We start from the raw sequence: 18339 nt of genomic DNA, 5'->3' as shown, positions 1-18339 counted from the left end.
TTCACCACTCGACGACCAGCCACCCCCGATGGGGGACCGAAGGCTCTCCGTTCAACCGGCAGCCCGCGGGGGCGGGTTCGGCGAGCGGGGCCAGCATGGTGGCGTGGACCTCGTCGGGCGGCGACGGGAAGTCGACGCGTACCGTGGCCGGGTCGGCACTGCTGTTGGCCACGGCGAGGCGGTGCACGTCGTCCTGATGCAGCGTCAGGTGGGGGATCAGGTACGGGCCGCCACTGGCCAGCGGGAGCCGCGGGCGGTCGGCTTCGAGGAAGCGGACCGTCGCGTGCGCGAGGCGTCGGCCGTTGTCGTCACGCGCCAGGTCCTGGGGGCGGGTGGCGGCCAGCACCATCGCCCTGCCCCCGAGGTCGTTGGCGAAGCCGCAGCGTCCGGCGCCCCAGTGGACGCCTTCGGCGGTCACCACCCGGGTCCAGACCGTCGCGCCGTCCAACGGCTCCAGCCTGGCCAGCGCCGGCTGGAGGTTGACGCTCAGCCCGGTGTCCTCGGGGACCCCGGCGACGGGCGCTTCGGCGGTCACCCGCTCCAGGGCGTACGGGCCGGGCGCGGCGTCCTGCTCCCGTCCGACCGTCTCCGTGACGCGCACCCCGGTCCAGCGGGCGAAGCCGCGTTCGTCGAGCACGGCCGCGGCGACCCCGTCGAGCAGCAGTCCGCCGGCGAGCATGCGGCGCACCTCCTCGTCGTCGAAGGCCCACGCGGCCGGCCCGAACAGCGCCTGCACCGGGGCGGGCCGCGGGGTGACCGGGATCCCGTAGCGCAGCAGGAAGTCGGCGGCGGGCTGCGGGTCGACGGCCAGTTCGTCCAGGGCGTGGCCCACGGTTGGCGCGCCGAGCGCCGGGTCCACCGGCGTCCCCCCGTCCCGGGCGGCGCCACCGGTGCGTATCCGTGCCGCGGTGTCCTGGCGGTACGGCAGGCCCACGCCCAGGGCCTGGGCCTCGGCGGGCCGCCGCCGGGCGATCCGGTCGAGGGCCGGCCGGGAGCGGCGCAGCATCTCGCCCACCGCGGGGTACCGCTCGGCGCGAGCGCCGAAGGTGGGATGGACGTTGAGCAACAGCGCGTCGGCTCCGGAGAGTTGCGCGGCAACCATCTCGGACCAGGTCTGGGTGTCGGACTTCGACCAGGCGGTGTGCGGCCAGTTCTCGATCTCCGGCTCGCTGCCCACCCCGGCGGGCCGCAGGTGCCGTTGCGCCTCCAGCATCCACACCGAGTGGCTCAGCTCCCGGCCGGGGGCGTCGGTGTAGGGGGCGAAGTGCGGGCGCTGCACCGGGGGGCGGCCGCCGGACGCCAGTGCGGCATCGGTGTCGAGATCAACGTCGACTACCTGAGCCTGATCGCGCTGAACCTGTGCGGCGAGGTGATCGTGGAGCGGCGCGTCCCCCTCGACGTACCCGGGACCGAGGCCGGGTCGGTCCTGGACGCCACCGCCGCGGTGATCCGCGACGCCCTGGACACGCTGCGCGGACGCGGCGCCCGCACGGTCGGGGTGACGCTCGCCGCGCCCGGAGTGATCAACCTGGAGACCGGGGTCGTCGGCTACGCGCCGAACATCGGCTGGCGCCAGGTCGCCGCGCTCGACGGCCTGCGCGACCGCCTCGGCCCCGCGGCGCCACCGCTGAGCGTGGAGAACGACGCCAAGCTGGGCGCGGTCGCCGAGTACCTGGTGGCCTGCGCCGCCGACATCCACGACCTGATCTACGTCACCGGCGAGACCGGGGTCGGCGGCGGCATCATCTCCGGCGGCCAACTGCTGCGCGGCGCGGCCGGGTTCGCCGGCGAGATCGGGCACATGCCGCTGGACCCCACCGGCTTCCCGTGCGCCTGCGGACGCCGCGGCTGCTGGGAGACCATGGTCGGGCTGTCCGCGCTGCTGCGCTTCGCGGCCGACACCGGCGACGCCGTACGCGATCCCGCGGTCGACCTCGAACAGCGGCTGGCCGACCTGCGCGACCGCGCCGGGTCGGGTGACACCCGCACCCTGGCCGCCCTCGACCGCGTCGCCGACAGCCTGGGCCTGGGCCTGGCGCTCCTCGCGGACGTCCTCAACCCCCGGGCGATCGTGCTGGGCGGTCACTTCGCCTACTTCGGCGACTACCTGCTGGACCGCGTCCGCTCCGTCCTCGACGAACGCGTGATGGCCCCCGACGTCGGCGGCTGCGAGGTCATGCTCTCCACCCTGGGCTTCACCGCGGCGGCGCGCGGCGGCGCGTACCACGCCCTGGAGCCGGTCTACCAGGACCCGAGCGGGACCACGGCGGCGCAAGCCTGAGGCCGCCGGCCCCGGCCCCGAACCTCCCGCGGCGTCAGCCGAACGTCGTCGTCGACACCACGTAGACCACCGGGGCGTCCGGGTCGTCCAGGTCGACGGTGACCTCGTGGGTGGGGGCCTTGCCGGACTGCGAGAGGGTGACGCCCGACCAGGCATGGCCGGCCGGGAAGGTCCAGCCGACGCGCTTCGCCTGGTCCGCGGGGATGGTGACGTGGCCGGACCTGAGGTCGGTACGGCCGGTGCCGAGCTGGGCCAGGAACGTGTCGAGGCCGCCGCCGGTCGTGGTGAAGCGGACGTACAGCGAGCTGGTCTTCCAGGAGTTCCACTCGTAGTACGCCACGTGGGTCGCGCTGTACGGCACGGGGACCTGGTAGATGCTGCGTTGCAGATGGCTGGGCCAGCTGTCGACGAGGCCGGCCATCTCGGCCTTGATCTGCTTGTCGCCGTCGGTGTCGCGGCTCTGCACGGCGGCCACCGCGCCGTAGCCGGCGGGGATCGCGATCAGCAGCGAGACGACGACCGGCTTGACCCAGCGGTGCCGTGGGCGCGGCGGCTCGGAGGCCTGCGGGACGGTCGGGGCGTCGTCCACCCGTGCCTCGGTGCTCATCGTTCGTCCTCCGCCCGGCCGCGCGGGGTCAACAGCGTTTGGAACGGGCCGCGTTCGAAGCGCTCGACGCGTCGCCGGTTGGTGCGCCGGAAGCGGCGCGCGACCAGCCGGGCCAGGTCCGCCGCGCCGACCATGCCCGCCTCCGGGCCCAGCTGCGCGCGCACGATCCTCGCCTCGGGCCGGTAACCGCGGCCGGTCAGCGTACGGCGGAACGCGTCGCGGGCCGGGGTGATCAGCAGGTCGTCGGCGGCCGAGACGCCACCGCCGACGACGAAGCAGGACGGGTCGAGGGCGGCGGCGAGGTTGGCGATGCCGACGCCGAGCCAGTGGCCGATGTCCTGGAACAGTTCGACGCACATCGCGTCGCCGCCGCGGGCCAGCTCGGTGATCAGCGGCCCGGTGATGTCGCCGATCTGCCCGCCGACCCGGTCGATGATCCCGTAGGCGACCGGCGACTCGGCGGCGGCCAGCTCGCGGGCCTCGCGCACCAGCGCGTTGCCCGAGCTGTACTGCTCCCAGCAGCCGCGGTTGCCGCAGGCGCAGCGGTGGCCGCCGGGGACGACCTGCATGTGGCCGAACTCCCCCGCCACCCCCCAGCGGCCGCGCTTGACCTGGCCGTCCTCCAGGATCGCGCCGCCGATGCCGGTGCCGAGGGTGATCATGACGAGGTGGTCCTCGCCGCGCCCGGCGCCGAACCGCCACTCGGCCCACGCCGCGGTGTTGGCGTCGTTGTCGACCATGACCGGCACGAGCAGCCGCTCGGCGAGGCGGTCGCGCAGCGGTTCGTCGCGCCACGACAGGTGCGGGGCGAACAGCACCCGGGAGCGGTCGGCGTCCACCCAGCCCGCGGCGCCGATGCCGACGGCGTGCACGTCGTGGCGTTCCGACAGGTCCAGGACGAGTTCGACGATGGTGTCCTCGACCACCTTGGGGCTCTTGGACTTGTCCGGCGTCTCGGTGCGCAGCTGCTCCAGGATGTGCCCGTCGGGGTCGACCACGCCCGCCATGACCTTGGTGCCGCCGATGTCGATGCCCACGGTGGGCACCCGCGGGGCGGTCAGGTGGGAGCGGCGCTCCCGGCGGCCGACGGTGCGCAGGACGGTCGATCGCGCCGCGCCCGTGCGGTGGACGCGTTCGCGGTAGGCGCTCAAGGGGTTCTCCGGGTCGGGGGTCCAGCCGCCCAATATACGACAGGAGGCCCGGGGCCCGACTCCGGTCAGGGCCGCACCAGCAGCTGGAAGTCGAAGGCGTAGCGGGAGGCGCGGTAGACGTGCGAGCCGTACTCGACCGGGCGTCCGGTGTCGTCGTAGGTGGTGCGGCGCATGGTCAGCAGGGCGCTGCCCTCCGGCTCCGCCAGCAGTTCGCCCTCCTGGGCGGTCGCCGTGCGGGCGCCGACGGTCTGGTGGGCGCTGTGCAGCGTGACGCCCGCGCCGCGCATCAGGCGGTACAGCCCGGTGGTCTCCAGCCGGGCGCCGTCCAGCTCCAGCAGGCCGAGCGGCAGGTGGTTGCGCAGGTGGGCCATCGGGTCGCCGTGGGTGAGCCGCAGGCGTTCGACGACGGCGACCTCGGCGCCCTCGGCGACGCCCAGCGCGGCGGCGACCTCCGCCGACGCGGCCTCGGTCTCGTTGCGCAGCACCCGGGTCGCGGGGCTCTGGCCGGCCGCCTGGAGGTCGTCGTAGAGGCTGGACAGCTCCAGCGGGCGCTTGACCTGGCTGTGCACGACCTGCGTGCCGACGCCCCGGCGGCGCACCAGGAGCCCTTTGTCGACCAGCGACTGGATGGCCTGCCGGACGGTGGGGCGGGACAGGCCCAGCCGGGAGGCGAGGTCGATCTCGTTGCCCAGCAGGGTGCCGGGGGCGAGGCGGCCCTGCTCGATGGCGCTCTCCAGCTGCTGGGCGAGCTGGTAGTAGAGCGGCACGGGGCTGGAGCGGTCCACGTGCAGGTCGAGGCTTGCGGACGGGGGCTGGGGCACGGGGCGAGCGTAGCCCGCGTCGGGTAGGACAGGAACCTCTGACATCAGATTGTCCAGACAATCGGCTCTCAGGGGCGGCGGAGGCGGCGCGCCGCGGACTTCGCGGGAGCGCCCCGGCCTTGGCAGGGGCGCCTCTCGGGCTTCACGGCCTCACAGGTGGTGGCGGCGCTCGGTGACCCGCCGTTCGTACTCGCGCCGGGCGGCGATCGCGGCCGGGCGGGTGGCGGCCTCGGCGACCGGCACGTCCCACCACGCCTGCGCGTCCGGCACCCCGCCGCCGGGGGCGGTCTCGACGTGGACGCAGGTCGGGCGGTCGGCGGCGCGGGCGGTGGCGAGGGCCGCGGTCAGCTCGCGGACGGTGGCGGCGCGCAGGACGTCCATGCCGAGGCTGGCGGCGTTGGCGGCCAGGTCGACCGGGAGCGGGTCGCCGGTGTAGGTGCCGTCGGCGGCCCGGAAGCGGTAGGCGGTGCCGAAGCGCTCGCCGCCGGTCTGCTCGGACAGGCCGCCGATGGAGGCGTAGCCGTGGTTCTGGAGCAGCAGCAGCTTGACGGCGACACCCTCCTGGACGGCGGTGACGATCTCGGTGGGCATCATCAGGTACGTGCCGTCGCCGACCAGCGCCCACACCGGGCGGTCGGGCGCGGCGAGCTTCACGCCGATCGCGGCGGGGATCTCGTAGCCCATGCAGGAGTAGCCGTACTCCAGGTGGTACTGCCTGCGGGAGCGGGCGCGCCAGAGCTTGTGCAGGTCGCCGGGGAGGGAGCCGGCCGCGTTGATCACCACGTCCGTGTCGTCGGCCACCGCGTCCAGCGCGCCGATGACCTGGGCCTGGGTGGGGCGGGCGTCCGGGTCGGGCGCGGCGAGGGCGGCGGTCACGACGCGTTCCCAACTCGCCTTGCCCGCACCGTACTCGGCCTCGTAGGCGGGCTCGACGCGGAAACCGGCGAGGGCTTCGGCCAGCGCGTCGAGACCCGCGCGGGCGTCGGCGACCAGTGGCAGGCCGCACTGCTTGCGGGCGTCGGCGGGCGTGACGTTGAGACCCACGAAGCGCACGCCGGGGGCGGCGAACAGGGTGCCGGAGGCGGTGGTGAAGTCGGTGTAGCGGGTGCCGACGCCGATCACCAGGTCGGCGGTGCGGGCGAGTTCGTCGGCGACGGCGGTGCCGGTGTGGCCGATGCCGCCGACGTCGGCCGGGTGGTCGTGGCGCAGCGAGCCCTTGCCCGCCTGCGTGGAGGCGACCGGGATGCCGGTGGCCTCGGCGAGGCGGCGCAGCGACTCCTCCGCCTCACTGTGGTGGACTCCGCCGCCCGCGACGATCAGCGGGCGGCGGGCCGCGCGTACGGCCCGGACGGCGTCGGCGAGTTCGGCCGGGTCGGGCGCCGGGCGGCGCACCCGCCAGACCCGGTCGGCGAAGAACTCCTCGGGCCAGTCGAAGCCCTGGGCCTGCACGTCCTGCGGCAGGGCGAGGGTGACGGCGCCGGTCTCCACCGGGTCGGTGAGCACCCGTACCGCCTGCAACGCGGCCGGGATCAGCGCCTCGGGCCGGGTGACCCGGTCGAACCACCGGCTGACCGGCCGCAGCGCGTCGTTGACGCTGACGTCGCCCGCGCCGGGGGCTTCGAGTTGCTGGAGCACGGGGTCGGCGGGGCGGGTGGCGAAGGTGTCGCCGGGCAGCAGGAGCACCGGCAGCCGGTTGACGGTGGCGAGCGCGGCGCCGGTGACCAGGTTGGTCGCGCCGGGGCCGATGGAGGTGGTGACGGCGTGTGCGGACAGCCGGTCGCACTGCCGGGCGTAGCCGACGGCGGCGTGCACCATGGCCTGTTCGTTGCGGCCCTGGAGGTACGGCATGGCGTCCTGCCCGGTCTCCAGCAGCGCCTGGCCGACCCCGGCGACGTTGCCGTGGCCGAAGATGCCCCAGCACGCGGCGATCAACCGCCGCCGCACGCCGTCGCGTTCGGTGTACTGGTGGGCCAGGAACTCGACGAGGGCCTGGGCGACCGTGAGCCGTCGGGTGGTCATCGCGCGTCTCCTGAGGGTGGTGTGCCGAACGTGCCGAGCGGGAGCCGGGGGTCGGTGCCCTGGGCGGGCCAGGTGCCGCGGATCCAGGCGTGGTCCGGGTGGTCACTGATCAGCCAGGCGCGGTCGGGGTCGGGACCCGCCATCACGTTGAGGTAGTACATGTCGTGGCCGGGCGCGGCGATGGACGGGCCGTGCCAGCCGTCCGGGATGAGCACGGTGTCGCCGTCGCGCACCTCGGCGAGCACGTCGGTGCCGCGGCCGAGTCCCGAGGGCGTGACCCGGTGGTAGCCGAGGCCGGGCGTGCCGGGGCCGTCCGTGCCCGCCGCCCGGGCCGGGGCGATCTCGAAGTAGTAGATCTCCTCCAGCCGCGACTCGTGTCCCGGCACGTGCTCGTCGTGCTTGTGCGGCGGGTAGGAGGACCAGTTGCCGCCGGGGGTGAGGACCTCGACGGCGATGAGCCGGTCGCACGCGAAGACGTCGGCGGCGGCGAAGTTGTTGACCTGGCGCGAGCACATGCCGCCTCCGCGCAGTTCGACCGGGACCGCGTCGGCGGGCACGTACCGGGCGGGCAGGGCGCGCTCGCAGCGTGCCCCGGTGAGCGCGAACCGCCCGCCGTCGCGCGAGGCGATCCGGGCGCGGGCGTCGCGCGGCAGGTAGGCGAAGTCGCTGACCGCGCTGAACACGTCGTGCCTGCCCAGCAGTTGGAAGGTACGGCCCTCGACGCCGACCTCGCAGCCCCCGGCGAGCGGGAGCACGATCCACTCGCTGGCCCCGGTGTCGAACTCGTGGGTGCCGCCGGGCGGAAGGTGGAGCACCCGCAGGGAGCAGTAGGTCCATCCGGCCTGCTCGGGGCCGACGTCCACGGCGTACGGTCCGGACGCGGCGCTGCCCGCGGGCAGGTGGAAGCGGGCCCCGGTCGTGCCGGAGGTGCTGGACGTGCCGGACGAGTCGGGCGCGGATGTCGTGCCGGACGAGCCGGAGGCGCGGATCATGCCGGAAGCGTCGGTCGAGTCGCTCATGGCGTCAGCCTTCCCGGGCTCGCGGGCGTTCACAGCAGCCCCACCGCGGTGTCGACGGCTCCCGCGACCGTGCCGTGCGCCGGATAGAGCAGTGAACGGCCGACGACCATGCCCTGCACGGTCGGCAGGCGCAGCGCCTTGCGCCACTTCTCGTACGCGCCCTCCTGGTCGTCGCCGACCTCACCGCCGAGCAGCACGACGGGCAGGGTGGAGGCCTCCAGCACGGCGGCCATGTCGTCCACGTCCTCGGTGACCGGCACCTTCAGCCAGGTGTACGCGGAGGTGCCGCCGAGTCCCGACGCTATGGCGAGGGAACGGGTGACGGCCTCGGCGCTCAGGTCGTTGCCGACCCGGCCGCCGGTGCGGCGGGAGATGAACGGCTCGACGAAGACCGGCAGCCGCCGCCGCGCCATCGCGTCGATCGCCCGGGCCGCGGTCTCCAGGGTGGCCAGCGAGCCGGGGTCGTCGTAGTCGACGCGCAGCAGCAGCTTGCCCGCGTCGAAGCGCAGCCGGGCGAGGTCGCGCGCACGGTGGCCGGTGAAGCGGTCGTCGAGCTCGAAGGCGGCGCCGGCCAGTCCGCCGCGGTTCATCGAGCCCATGACGACCTTGCCCTCCAGGGCGCCGAGCAGCAGCAGGTCCTCCAGGACGTCCGCGGTGCCGAGCACGCCGTCCACGCCCGGTCTCGACAGCGCGACGCACAGCCGCTCCAGCAGGTCGAAGCGGTTGGCCATGGCGAGGGCGCGGTCCCCCACCGCGAGCGCGCCGCGCGCCGGATGGTCGGCGGCGACGATCATCAGGCGGCCGCTCTCCCCGATCAGGGGGCGGCGGGCGCGCCGGGCGGCGGCTTCCGCGACGGCCTCGGGGTGCCGGGCGCGGACCGTGGCGAGGTCGCTGATGCTGAGGGGCAAGGGGCTCTCTTTTCAGGGCGGGATCGCGGGCGGCCGGGAAGGCGGCACCCGCGACGACGTGGCGGAGGGGCGGGCGGGGCCGGGTCAGCCGCCGGCGAGCAGGGCGGCCACCTCCGCGTCCGTGGGCATCGCCGAGGAGCAGGCGAGACGGGAGGCGACGACGGCACCGGCGGCGTTGGCGTACCGCGTGGTGCGCTCCAGGTCCCAGCCGGCGAGCAGGCCGTGGCAGAGCGCCCCGCCGAACGCGTCGCCCGCGCCGAGGCCGTTGACGACCTCGACCGCGAGCGGCGGGACCTCGACGCGTTCCCCGTCCGCGCCCAGCGCCAGCACGCCCTTGGGGCCCTGCTTGACGACGGCGAGTCGCACCCCTGCGGTCAGCAACGCCTCGGCGCAGGCCTGGGGTTCGCGCACTCCGGTGGCGATCTCGCACTCGTCGAGGTTGCCGACGGCGACGGTGGCGTGCCGCAGGGCCTCGGCGTAGTGCGGGCGGGCCTCGTCGGGGTCCTTCCAGAACATCGGCCGCCAGTCGAGGTCGAAGACGGTCACGCCCGGCCACGCCGCGCCGGTGCCCTCACTGCCCGCACCTTCGCTGCCCGCACCCGCGCCTCCCGTGCCCGCGCCGCCCATGCCCGCGCTCCGGGCGCGCAGCGCCGTGAGGGTGGCGGTGCGGCTGGGTTCCGCGCACAGGCCGGTGCCGGTCATCCAGAAGACCCGGGCGGCGGCGACGGCGGCGAGGTCGAGGTCGTCGGCGTGGATCTCCAGGTCGGGGGCCTTGGGGAGGCGGTAGAAGTAGAGCGGGAAGTCGTCCGGTGGAAAGATCTCGCAGAAGGTGACGGGGGTCGGCAGGCCGTCGACGGCGGTCAGCCAGCGGTCGTCCACCCGGAAGTCCGCCAGCGCCCGGTGGAGGTAGTCGCCGAACGGGTCGCGCCCGGTGCGGCTGATCACCGCGGTGCGGCGGCCGAGGCGGGCGGCGGCGACCGCGACGTTGGTGGCCGACCCGCCCAGGAACTTCCCGAACGTCTCGACCTCGGCCAGCGGCACCCCGGTCTGGAGGGGATAGATGTCCACCCCGATCCGCCCCATGGTGATCAGGTCGTACGGCTCCGTCATGCCCACGCTCCTCGTGGTCCGCGGTCGGCACGGGTGGTCGCGCCGCGTCGGCGGTGCGGTCGCGTCGCGCCTCTGGTCTAGCCCGCGCCACGGAGCCGTGTCAACGCTTTGTCCTTACATTCGAACGTCTAGACCCAGCGTCCGCCGGGGCCGTTACTGCGTCGTTACGTCGAGATGAACGAATGTCATAACAAAGTCTCGACACCATCGCGGCCAGCCGGTTGGCTCCGGACCGGCGGCCGACCCGCCGCCACCCCTCTCCCCCGACCGAGCCCGCCCCGTCTTCCGTTTCCCCGCCCGTCTCTTTCCGCAGTGTGAGGTACAGGACCGATGGAACCCACCACCAGAAGGCGCAGGGCCGTCGCCGTCGTCGCGGCCTGCGCGGCCGGACTGCTGGCCCTGTCCGGCTGCGCCAGCGCCCACGGCGGCAAGCGGGCCCAGGAGGCGGCCAACGCGCTGGCCGCCGGGCACGCCACCACCCCGCGCATCAAGATCGCCATGGTCACCCACGCCGGACCCGGCGACACCTTCTGGGACCTGGTGCGCAAGGGCGCCCAGGCGGCCGCCGCCAAGGACAACGTCGACCTGGTCTACTCCGCCGACCCGAACGCCGCCAACCAGGCCAACCTGGTGCAGAACGCCATCGACCAGAAGGTCGCCGGCATCGCCGTCACTCTGGCCAAGCCGGACGCGATGAAGGGCGTGGTGAGCCAGGCGGAGAAGGCGGGCATCCCGGTCGTCGGCCTCAACGCGGGCATCGAGGACTGGAAGTCGCAGGGGCTGCTGGAGTACTTCGGCCAGGACGACGGCATCGCCGGGCAGGAACTCGGCGACCGGCTCGACCAGTCGGGCGCCAAGCACGTGCTGTGCGTCATCCACGAGCAGGGCAACGTCTCACTGGAGGACCGCTGCGCGGGCCTGAAGAAGACCTTCCACGGCCGCACCGACATCCTCTACGTCAACGGCACCGACATGCCGTCGGTGAAGTCCACCCTCACCGCCAAGCTCCAGCAGGACCACTCGATCGACGAGATCGTCACTCTCGGCGCGCCCTACGCGCTGACCGCCGTGCAGGCCGAGTCGGACGCGGGCAGCAAGGCGAAAATCGCCACCTTCGACCTCAACTCCGATCTGGTGAACGCCATCAAGGACGGCTCCATCCAGCTCGCGGTGGACCAGCAGCCCTACTTGCAGGGCTATCTCGCCATCGACGGCCTGTGGCTCTACAAGTACAACGGCGACACCAGCGGCGGTGGCCAGGCGGTGCTGACCGGTCCGGCCTTCGTGGACATCGGCAACGTGGCGAGCGTCGCGAAGTTCGCCGCCGACGGGACCCGGTGATCACGATGACCGAGACCGCCACCCCGCCCGGTCAGGCCCCCGCCGCGGCGCCCGTCCCCCGCACCGCGCGGCGCTCGCTGCCGCGCCGCGTGCTGGCCCGGCCCGAAGTGGGCGCCCTGATCGGCGCGTTGGCCGTGTACCTGTTCTTCTTCGCGGTCGCGCCGCCGTTCCGGCAGATGGACTCGCTGGCGACCGTGCTCTACCAGAGCTCCACCATCGGCATCGTCGCCCTGCCGGTGGCGCTGCTGATGATCGGTGGCGAGTTCGACCTGTCGGCCGGTGTCGCGGTGATCACCTCGGCGCTGACCGCGTCGATGTTCAGCTGGCAGCTCACCCAGAACGTGTGGGTCGGGGTGCTGGTGGCGCTCGCGGTGTCGCTGGGCATCGGCGCCCTCAACGGCTTCCTGCTGATGCGCACGGGGCTGCCCAGCTTCCTGGTCACCCTCGGCACGTTCCTGATGCTCCAGGGCCTCAACCTGGCCGTCACCAAGCTGCTCACCGGCAACGTCGCCACCGACTCCATCAGCGACATGGACGGCTTCGGGCAGGCGCGGGCGGTCTTCGCCTCCAGCGTCGGCGTCGGCGGCGTGCAGGTGAAGGTGACGGTGTTCTGGTGGCTGGGCTTCGCCGCGATCGCCACCTGGGTGCTGCTGCGCACCAGGTTCGGCAACTGGGTCTTCGCGGTCGGCGGCAACCGCGACAGCGCCCGCTCGGTGGGCGTGCCGGTGGGGTTCACCAAGATCGCGCTGTTCATGTCGGTGGGATTCGCCGCCTGGTTCGTCGGCATGAACCAGTTGTTCTCGTTCGACACCGTGCAGTCGGGCGAGGGCGTCGGCAACGAGTTCCTCTACATCATCGCGGCCGTCATCGGTGGCTGCCTGCTCACCGGCGGCTACGGGTCGGCGGTCGGCGCGGTGATCGGCGCGTTCATCTTCGGGATGGTCACCCAGGGCATCGTCTATGCCAACTGGAACCCCGACTGGTTCAAGTTCTTCCTCGGCGTGATGCTGCTCGCGGCGACGCTGGTCAATCTGTGGGTCCGCCGCCAGGCGACCCGGAGGTGAGGCACGATGTCCGACACCACCCCCGCCCTCAGCGCACCCGAACTCGTGGGATCCTCCACCGCGCCGCCGATCGTCGAGCTGAGGGGCGTCGGCAAGTCGTACGGCAACGTGCGCGCGCTGCACGGCGTGGACCTGGTGGTCCGGCCGTCCACCGTCACCTGTGTCCTCGGTGACAACGGCGCGGGCAAGTCCACCCTGATCAAGGTGGTCTCGGGGCTGCACCAGCACACCGAGGGCGAGTACCTGATCGACGGCGCGCCGGTGCGGCTGAACAATCCGCGCGAGGCGCTCGGCCACGGCATCGCCACCGTCTACCAGGACCTGGCGACCGTGCCGCTGATGCCGGTGTGGCGCAACTTCTTCCTGGGGTCCGAACTCACCCGTGGCCCCTGGCCGGTGCGCAGGCTCGACATCGCCCGGATGAAGCGCGTGTGCGACGAGGAACTGCGCGCGATGGGCATCGTGCTGGACGACCTGGAGCAGCCCATCGGCTCGCTGTCCGGCGGCCAGCGGCAGTCCGTGGCGATCGCCCGCGCGGTGCACTTCGGCGCCCGGGTGCTGATCCTGGACGAGCCGACCGCCGCGCTCGGCGTCAAGCAGTCCGGCGTCGTGCTGAAGTACATCGCGGCGGCGCGCGAGCGCGGGCTCGGCGTCATCTTCATCACCCACAACCCGCACCACGCCTACATGGTCGGCGACCACTTCACCGTGCTGCGGCTCGGCACCGTCGAGCTGAGCGCCGCCCGCGAGGAGATCGCCCTCGACCAGCTCACCCACCACATGGCGGGCGGCGCGGAACTGGCGGCGCTCAAGCACGAGTTGGCGCAGGTTCGCGGCGTGGACACCGACGAGCTGCCGAAGGATCCGGACGCCGCCCCCGCCACCGAAGCCGGAGCCGATGGCGCCGCCGATCCGGACGAGACCCGTGAGGAGCACACCGCATGAGCGCCGACCCCACCAACGCACCGGTCCTCGACCGCATCCGCGTCGGCTCCGCGCCCGACTCCTGGGGCGTGTGGTTCCCCGACGACCCGGCTCAGGTGCCCTGGGCCCGCTTCCTCGACGAGGTGAGCGAGGCGGGCTACGAGTGGATCGAGCTGGGCCCCTACGGTTACCTGCCGACCCAACCCGACCGGCTGCGAGACGAATTGACGCGGCGTCACCTCCAGGTGTCGGCGGGCACGGTCTTCACCGCGCTGCACCGCGGCCCCGCCGTCTGGGACGCCACCTGGCAGCACGTCAGCGAGGTCGCCGCGCTCGCCCAGGCGATGGGCGCGGGCCACCTGGTGGTCATCCCGGCGTTCTGGCGCGACGACAGGACCGCGCGGGAGCTGGAGCCCCGGGAGCTGACCGCCGCCCAGTGGCGGGACCTGGCCACCGGCACCGAACGCCTCGCCCGCGAGGTGCGGGAGCGCTACGGCCTGCGGGTGGTCGTCCATCCGCACGCCGACACCCACGTGGACACCGAGGAGCACGTGGTCCGCTTCCTGGACTCCACCGACGCGGACCTGGTGAGCCTGTGCCTGGACACCGGCCACTACGCGTACTGCGGCGGCGACAGCGTCAAGCTGATCGAGACCTACGGGGAGCGCCTCGGCTACCTGCACCTGAAGCAGGTGGACCCCGCGATCCTGGCCGACGTGGTGGCGAACGAGGTGCCGTTCGGCCCCGCGGTGCGGCGCGGCGTGATGTGCGAACCGCCGCACGGCGTACCCCAGTTGCCGCCGGTGCTGCGCGCGGCGCAGAAGCTCGGCGTGGACCTGTTCGCCATCGTCGAGCAGGACATGTACCCCTGCGCTCCCGACCGGCCGCTGCCCATCGCCCGGCGCACGCGGCGCTTCCTGCGCGGCTGCGGCGCCTAGCGCTCCCGGCGGCCCGGGGCCGTACACCCTGGTCGCGAAGAACCCCTCACGAGATTGGACAGCGAGCACATGCGCATCGCACTCATCGGCGCGGGCCGGATCGGCGCCTTCCACGCCAGGGCGCTGCGGGACCACGAGGACGTCGCGGAACTGCTGATCGCCGACGCCGACCCGGCCCGCGCCGCGGACCTCGCGGCGGGCCTGGGCGCCGTCGACGTGGGCTCCGTGGACGCGGTCTTCGGCGCGGGCGTGGACGCGGTGGTCATCACCTCGGCCACGGCCGCGCACGCGGAGCTGATCGGGCGGGCCGCCCGCGCCGGGCTGCCCGCGTTCTGCGAGAAGCCCATCGCCACCGACCTGCCCGGCACGGTGGCCGCGCTGCGCGAGGTCGAGGCGGCGGGCAGCGTGCTGCAGATCGGCTTCCAGCGCCGCTTCGACGCGGGCTACCGGGCGGCGCGCGAGGCGGTGCGGGCGGGCAAGCTGGGCCGACTGCACACGGTACGCGCGATCACCTCCGACCCCGAGCCGCCCCCGGCCGCGTACGTGCCGCTGTCCGGCGGGCTGTACCGCGACTGCCTGATCCACGACTTCGACATCCTGCGCTGGGTCACCGGACGCGAGGTGGCGGAGGTCTACGCGACCGGTGCCAACGGCGGCGCGGACTTCTTCGCCGCGGCGGGCGACGTGGACACCGCGGCGGCGCTTCTGACGCTGGACGACGGCACCCTCGCCACCGCCACGGCGACGCGCTACAACGGCGCGGGCTACGACGTGCGCATGGAACTGGCGGGCGAGGACGACCAGTTGGCGGTCGGCGTGGACGCCCGCACCCCGCTGACCTCGACCGAGCCGGACGGCGCGCCCGCCCCGGCGCATCCGTGGGGCGGCTTCCTGGAGCGCTTCGCACCGGCGTACCGGGCCGAACTGCGCGCGTTCGTGGACGTGGTGAAGGGGGCGAGCGGCAATCCGTGCGAGGGCCGCGAGGCGCTCAACGCGCTGCTGGTGGCGGAGGCGTGCGAGGTGTCCCGCCGCGAGCACCGCCCGGTGCGGGTGGCGGAGATCGCCGAACGCGTCTGACGGACGGCCCGGACACGCGGGTCAGACGGTCTCGGACAGCCGCGTCAGCAGGTCGGTGACGCGCTTGAGTACGGTGTCGCGGTCGCCGTCGGTGAGTTCGGCGCCCAGGGCGCAGGCGACCGCGCCGGCCGCGATCCACTCCGGGGCGGTCCGGTCGGTGACCCCGCAGGTGGGGATCAGCGGCGCCTGCGGCAGGGCGGCCGAGACGTCGCGCAGCCAGTCGGGGGTGACGGCGGAGGCGGGGAAGACGCCGATGGCGTCCGCTCCGAGTTCCAGCGCGCGCACGATCTCGCCCGCCGTGGACGCGCCGGGGAAGACCGGGACGCCGTAGCGGTGCGCGGTGGCGACGGTATCGGCGTCCAGGCGGGGTGCGGCGAGGTAGCGGGCTCCGGCATCGATCGCCATCCGCGCCGACGCCGCGTCCAGCACCGTGCCCGCGCCGATCACCGCGTCGTCGCCCACCTCACGGGCCATGGTGGTGACGGCCTCCAGGGCGAAGGGCGTGGTGAGGGATATCTCCAGGGTGGTCAGGCCCGCCGACAGCAGGGTGTCGGCGGTGGCCGCGGCCTCGTCGTAGCTGTCCGCGCGGACCACGGCCACGATCCGCTGCGCCAGCGCGGCCCGGGTGATCTCCCAGCGGTACACGGTGCTTTCGCCATCCTCTCGCGGGCGGACCCGCCCGCTTGGTCGCTTCGGCCGGTGGGAACGATGTGGTGCGGCTTGCGGTACGGGAGCGTTCGCGGGCGCGCAGGACGCCGGGCGGCCGGCGCTACGGACGACGGGTGGTTCAGCCGACGTTCGTCGAGAAAAGGCCGCCGGTCGGCCCCTGCTTGTCGCCGCCCTCCGCCTTCTTCAGCGCGTTGGCCAGGCCCTCCAGCGTCATCGACTGCAGGATGACCTGGCCATCGCCCTCCAGCGTGGCCAGCGACAGGCCCTCGCCGCCGAAGACCGCGTTCATGATGCCCTGGCGGTTGAGGCCGCCGATGCGCTGCACCCCGTACCGTACGCCTTCCTCGAACGCCACGATGCAGCCGGTGTCGACCTCGATGCGGCCGCCGAACTCCGCCGGGTTGAGGTCGATGAAGTTGCCCGCGCCCGCGATGATCACCGTGCCGCGGCCGGTGAACTTCTCCAGGACGAAGCCCTCGCCGCCACTCATCCCCTGCCGGGCGCCCGCGAAGGCGATGCCGAACTCGACCGTGGACTCGGCGGCCACGAACGCGTCCTTCTCCGCGAACCACGCGTGCGTGCCGTCGAGTTCCAGCGCGCGCATCTCGCCGGGCAGGACGCCCGCGAAGCCGACCGTGCCCTCGCCGCCGGTCGAGGTGAAGTACTGGAACGCCAGCGACTCTCCCGCCAGCACCCGCTGGCCGACCTGCATCGCGGTGCCCATGGCCTGCCGCAGCAGACCCCCCATGCCCCCGCCGCCACCTCCGGCGCCGCCGTCGCGCTGGGCGCCGGGGCCGGAAAGGCGGGTCTCCATCGTCACGTTGGAGGTCTTGAACAGGAACTTCCCCGCCTCGCAGTACACGGTCTGGCCCGGTTGCAGACTACAGACCGCCATCTGCATGGCGTTGCCCACGATCTGCTGCTGGAGTGTCACGAGCGGTGCTCCTCGGCGGTGACGTGGCGGAACGGGCGGGCGGCGATCCGGCGATCGCCGCGTCAACGGGCGCGGCGCGCCAGGGCGCGTGCCTCCCTGTCCGTCTGAACGCCCGGAACCGCCGCGTCGGTTCCCGTGGAGGGCGACCGGTCGGCGCGTCCCCCGTTGTCGAGGAAGCGCGCGAGCGGCAAGGTCGCCGCGCCCACGGTGACGGCCTCGGCGCCCAGCCGCCCCAGGGTGATCTCCACCCGTTCGCCGGGCTGCCGCAGCGCGTAGGCGGCGGCGTGCTCGCGCACCCGGGGCAGCAGGCGCGGACCGAGCATCAGGCCGGCCCAGCCGCCCAGCACGATGCGTTCGGGGTTGAAGAGGTTGACCAGGTCGGCGATGCCCGCGCCGAGGTACTCGGCCGTCTCGTCCAGCACCGCGCGCGCCGCCGGGTCGTCGTCGGCGCGTTCCAGCAGCGCGGCGAGCGCGGTCTCCTCCGAGGCGTGCGCCGGTGCGCCGCCCCAGCGCCTGACGACGGCTTCCGCGCCCACGTACGCCTCCAGGCACCCCGGCGCACCGCACCGGCAGCGCGCCCCGCCGACCCGCATCGTGGTGTGCCCCCACTCCCCCGCGCTGGAGGTCGCGCCCCGGTACGGCCGCCCGTCGGTGACGACGCAGGCGCCGACGCCCGAGCCGATCAGCGCGATGACCGCGTTGCGGGCGCCGCGCCCGGCGCCGAACCACATCTCCGCCTGGCCCAGCGTCTTGGCACCGTTGTCGACGTGCAGCGGCAGGTCGGTCCCGGCGCGCAGCAGGCGAGCGAGGGGCACGGCGTCCCAGCCGATGGTCTGGCCGTGCACCAGCGCGTCGTCGGGTGAGGCGCCCTGTTCGACGACGCCGGGCACGCCGATGCCGACCCCGAGCACCCGGGAGGGGTCGGTGCCGGTCTCGGCCAGCACCGTGCCGATGCCGTCGAGCACGAGCCGTACGACGTGGTCCACGTCGTGGCCGCTGTCGGACAACGCGGGTGCGGTGACCGCGAGTTCGCCCATGAGCAGGTCGAACAGCTCGACGCGCACCCGGGTCTCGCCGACGTCCACGCCGATCACCCGGGCGCGGTCGGCGGCGACCCGCAGCAGGATGCGCGGGCGGCCGCCGTCCGAGCCGACCGCGCCGGCCTCCTCCACCGCGCCGTCGGCGAGGAGTTCGCCCACCACGTTGCTGATGGACCCGGTGCTCAGCCCGGTGTCGCGGGCCAACTCCTGGCGGCTGAGGGGCCCTTCGAACCACAGATGGCGCAGCAGCGCCGATCGGTTGGCGCGGCGCAGGTCGCGCACCGTTCGCTGGTTGTCCGCCATGCCGCTCCCCTCCGCGCCCCGTGACGGGCCGTTCCTGGCCGGAAAACCTACCGGTGCGCGAAGTCTTGACGCCGGGTTTTCACGCAGTTTAAATCACGACTTGAATTAAGGCGTGAAGGCGTTCACTTCCCGA

The 18339-nt window shown here is 73.8% G+C and carries 17 protein-coding genes; 6 read left to right on the top strand and 11 right to left on the bottom strand.

The features are described 5' to 3' along the window. Position 1 precedes the first annotated feature (1 nt). Positions 2-1279 (bottom strand): hypothetical protein, encoded by a 1278-nt coding sequence (locus CK485_RS21560; protein WP_158288232.1) that lies wholly within the window; start codon positions 1277-1279, stop codon positions 2-4. Here CK485_RS21560 and CK485_RS21555 point away from each other — a divergent pair. After that, complete coding sequence (locus tag CK485_RS21555) at positions 1265-2281, top strand: ROK family protein (protein ID WP_158288231.1); 1017 nt, start codon at positions 1265-1267, stop codon at positions 2279-2281. The genes CK485_RS21560 and CK485_RS21555 overlap by 15 nt on opposite strands. Positions 2282-2315: 34 nt before the next feature. Here the strand turns inward: CK485_RS21555 and CK485_RS21550 are convergent, their stop codons facing one another. The 7 genes from CK485_RS21550 to CK485_RS21520 form a co-directional block, all read right to left on the bottom strand. Next, entirely contained in the window at positions 2316-2888 is a 573-nt protein-coding gene (locus CK485_RS21550) for a hypothetical protein (RefSeq protein ID WP_109453523.1), read from the bottom strand. Continuing rightward, a complete protein-coding gene (locus CK485_RS21545) occupies positions 2885-4039 on the bottom strand; it encodes an ROK family glucokinase (protein WP_109453522.1) in 1155 nt (384 codons plus the stop codon). The genes CK485_RS21550 and CK485_RS21545 overlap by 4 nt, the downstream gene beginning before the upstream one ends. Before the next feature lie 65 nt (positions 4040-4104). Next, positions 4105-4905: a GntR family transcriptional regulator gene (locus tag CK485_RS21540; protein WP_109453521.1), complete on the bottom strand. Its 801-nt coding sequence runs from the start codon at positions 4903-4905 to the stop codon at positions 4105-4107. Positions 4906-5010: 105 nt separating this feature from the next. Further along, the gene (gene iolD / locus CK485_RS21535; RefSeq protein WP_109453520.1) at positions 5011-6879 is read right to left on the bottom strand and encodes a 3D-(3,5/4)-trihydroxycyclohexane-1,2-dione acylhydrolase (decyclizing); all 1869 of its coding nucleotides are present in this window, start codon (positions 6877-6879) and stop codon (positions 5011-5013) included. After that, complete coding sequence (gene iolB, locus CK485_RS21530; RefSeq protein WP_241968519.1) at positions 6876-7898, bottom strand: 5-deoxy-glucuronate isomerase; 1023 nt, start codon at positions 7896-7898, stop codon at positions 6876-6878. Before iolB ends, iolD begins: the two co-directional genes overlap by 4 nt. 29 nt (positions 7899-7927) lie before the next feature. Continuing rightward, positions 7928-8806: a deoxyribose-phosphate aldolase gene (locus tag CK485_RS21525; protein WP_109453519.1), complete on the bottom strand. Its 879-nt coding sequence runs from the start codon at positions 8804-8806 to the stop codon at positions 7928-7930. An 84-nt stretch (positions 8807-8890) separates the two neighbouring features. Next, on the bottom strand, positions 8891-9916 hold the full coding sequence (locus CK485_RS21520; protein WP_109453518.1) for a 5-dehydro-2-deoxygluconokinase: 1026 nt from the start codon (positions 9914-9916) through the stop codon (positions 8891-8893). Positions 9917-10246: 330 nt separating this feature from the next. On the opposite strand from CK485_RS21520, the gene CK485_RS21515 reads away from it, so the two are divergent. The 5 genes from CK485_RS21515 (at position 10247) to CK485_RS21495 (ending at position 15260) form a co-directional block, all read left to right on the top strand. Further along, a complete protein-coding gene (locus CK485_RS21515; protein ID WP_109453517.1) occupies positions 10247-11257 on the top strand; it encodes a substrate-binding domain-containing protein in 1011 nt (336 codons plus the stop codon). Positions 11258-11262: 5 nt separating this feature from the next. After that, a complete protein-coding gene (locus CK485_RS21510) occupies positions 11263-12321 on the top strand; it encodes an ABC transporter permease (protein WP_109454313.1) in 1059 nt (352 codons plus the stop codon). Positions 12322-12327: 6 nt separating this feature from the next. Next, a complete protein-coding gene (locus tag CK485_RS21505) occupies positions 12328-13266 on the top strand; it encodes an ATP-binding cassette domain-containing protein (protein ID WP_109453516.1) in 939 nt (312 codons plus the stop codon). Next, positions 13263-14183: a sugar phosphate isomerase/epimerase gene (locus CK485_RS21500; protein ID WP_109453515.1), complete on the top strand. Its 921-nt coding sequence runs from the start codon at positions 13263-13265 to the stop codon at positions 14181-14183. Before CK485_RS21505 ends, CK485_RS21500 begins: the two co-directional genes overlap by 4 nt. 69 nt (positions 14184-14252) lie before the next feature. Next, on the top strand, positions 14253-15260 hold the full coding sequence (locus CK485_RS21495) for a Gfo/Idh/MocA family oxidoreductase (protein ID WP_109453514.1): 1008 nt from the start codon (positions 14253-14255) through the stop codon (positions 15258-15260). Between the two features lie 21 nt (positions 15261-15281). Here the strand turns inward: CK485_RS21495 and CK485_RS21490 are convergent, their stop codons facing one another. The 3 genes from CK485_RS21490 to CK485_RS21480 all read right to left on the bottom strand — a co-directional run bounded on the left by CK485_RS21490 (position 15282) and on the right by CK485_RS21480 (position 18206). Then, the gene (locus CK485_RS21490; RefSeq protein ID WP_109453513.1) at positions 15282-15905 is read right to left on the bottom strand and encodes a bifunctional 4-hydroxy-2-oxoglutarate aldolase/2-dehydro-3-deoxy-phosphogluconate aldolase; all 624 of its coding nucleotides are present in this window, start codon (positions 15903-15905) and stop codon (positions 15282-15284) included. Positions 15906-16047: 142 nt separating this feature from the next. Continuing rightward, a complete protein-coding gene (locus tag CK485_RS21485) occupies positions 16048-16863 on the bottom strand; it encodes an AIM24 family protein (protein WP_109453512.1) in 816 nt (271 codons plus the stop codon). A 62-nt stretch (positions 16864-16925) separates the two neighbouring features. Further along, positions 16926-18206: an ROK family transcriptional regulator gene (locus CK485_RS21480; protein ID WP_109453511.1), complete on the bottom strand. Its 1281-nt coding sequence runs from the start codon at positions 18204-18206 to the stop codon at positions 16926-16928. Positions 18207-18339: the final 133 nt, after the last annotated feature.

Origin of the sequence: Streptomyces sp. ICBB 8177, assembly GCF_003144095.1 — a bacterium.
Taxonomy (GTDB): Bacteria; Actinomycetota; Actinomycetes; order Streptomycetales; family Streptomycetaceae; genus Streptantibioticus_D.
Note: the sequence above shows the minus strand (reverse complement) of the source record. Positions and strands in the feature narration are given on the sequence as shown.

Excerpts from the sequence above, each read along its gene's own strand:
- CK485_RS21550 (WP_109453523.1), bottom strand. The coding sequence starts at position 2,888 with ATGAGCACCGAGGCACGGGTGGACGACGCCCCGACCGTCCCGCAGGCC.
- CK485_RS21540 (WP_109453521.1), bottom strand. The coding sequence starts at position 4,905 with ATGTCAGAGGTTCCTGTCCTACCCGACGCGGGCTACGCTCGCCCCGTG.
- iolD (WP_109453520.1), bottom strand. The coding sequence starts at position 6,879 with ATGACCACCCGACGGCTCACGGTCGCCCAGGCCCTCGTCGAGTTCCTG.
- iolB (WP_241968519.1), bottom strand. The coding sequence starts at position 7,898 with ATGAGCGACTCGACCGACGCTTCCGGCATGATCCGCGCCTCCGGCTCG.
- CK485_RS21520 (WP_109453518.1), bottom strand. The coding sequence starts at position 9,916 with ATGACGGAGCCGTACGACCTGATCACCATGGGGCGGATCGGGGTGGAC.
- CK485_RS21515 (WP_109453517.1), top strand. The coding sequence starts at position 10,247 with ATGGAACCCACCACCAGAAGGCGCAGGGCCGTCGCCGTCGTCGCGGCC.
- CK485_RS21510 (WP_109454313.1), top strand. The coding sequence starts at position 11,263 with ATGACCGAGACCGCCACCCCGCCCGGTCAGGCCCCCGCCGCGGCGCCC.
- CK485_RS21505 (WP_109453516.1), top strand. The coding sequence starts at position 12,328 with ATGTCCGACACCACCCCCGCCCTCAGCGCACCCGAACTCGTGGGATCC.
- CK485_RS21500 (WP_109453515.1), top strand. The coding sequence starts at position 13,263 with ATGAGCGCCGACCCCACCAACGCACCGGTCCTCGACCGCATCCGCGTC.
- CK485_RS21495 (WP_109453514.1), top strand. The coding sequence starts at position 14,253 with ATGCGCATCGCACTCATCGGCGCGGGCCGGATCGGCGCCTTCCACGCC.
- CK485_RS21480 (WP_109453511.1), bottom strand. The coding sequence starts at position 18,206 with ATGGCGGACAACCAGCGAACGGTGCGCGACCTGCGCCGCGCCAACCGA.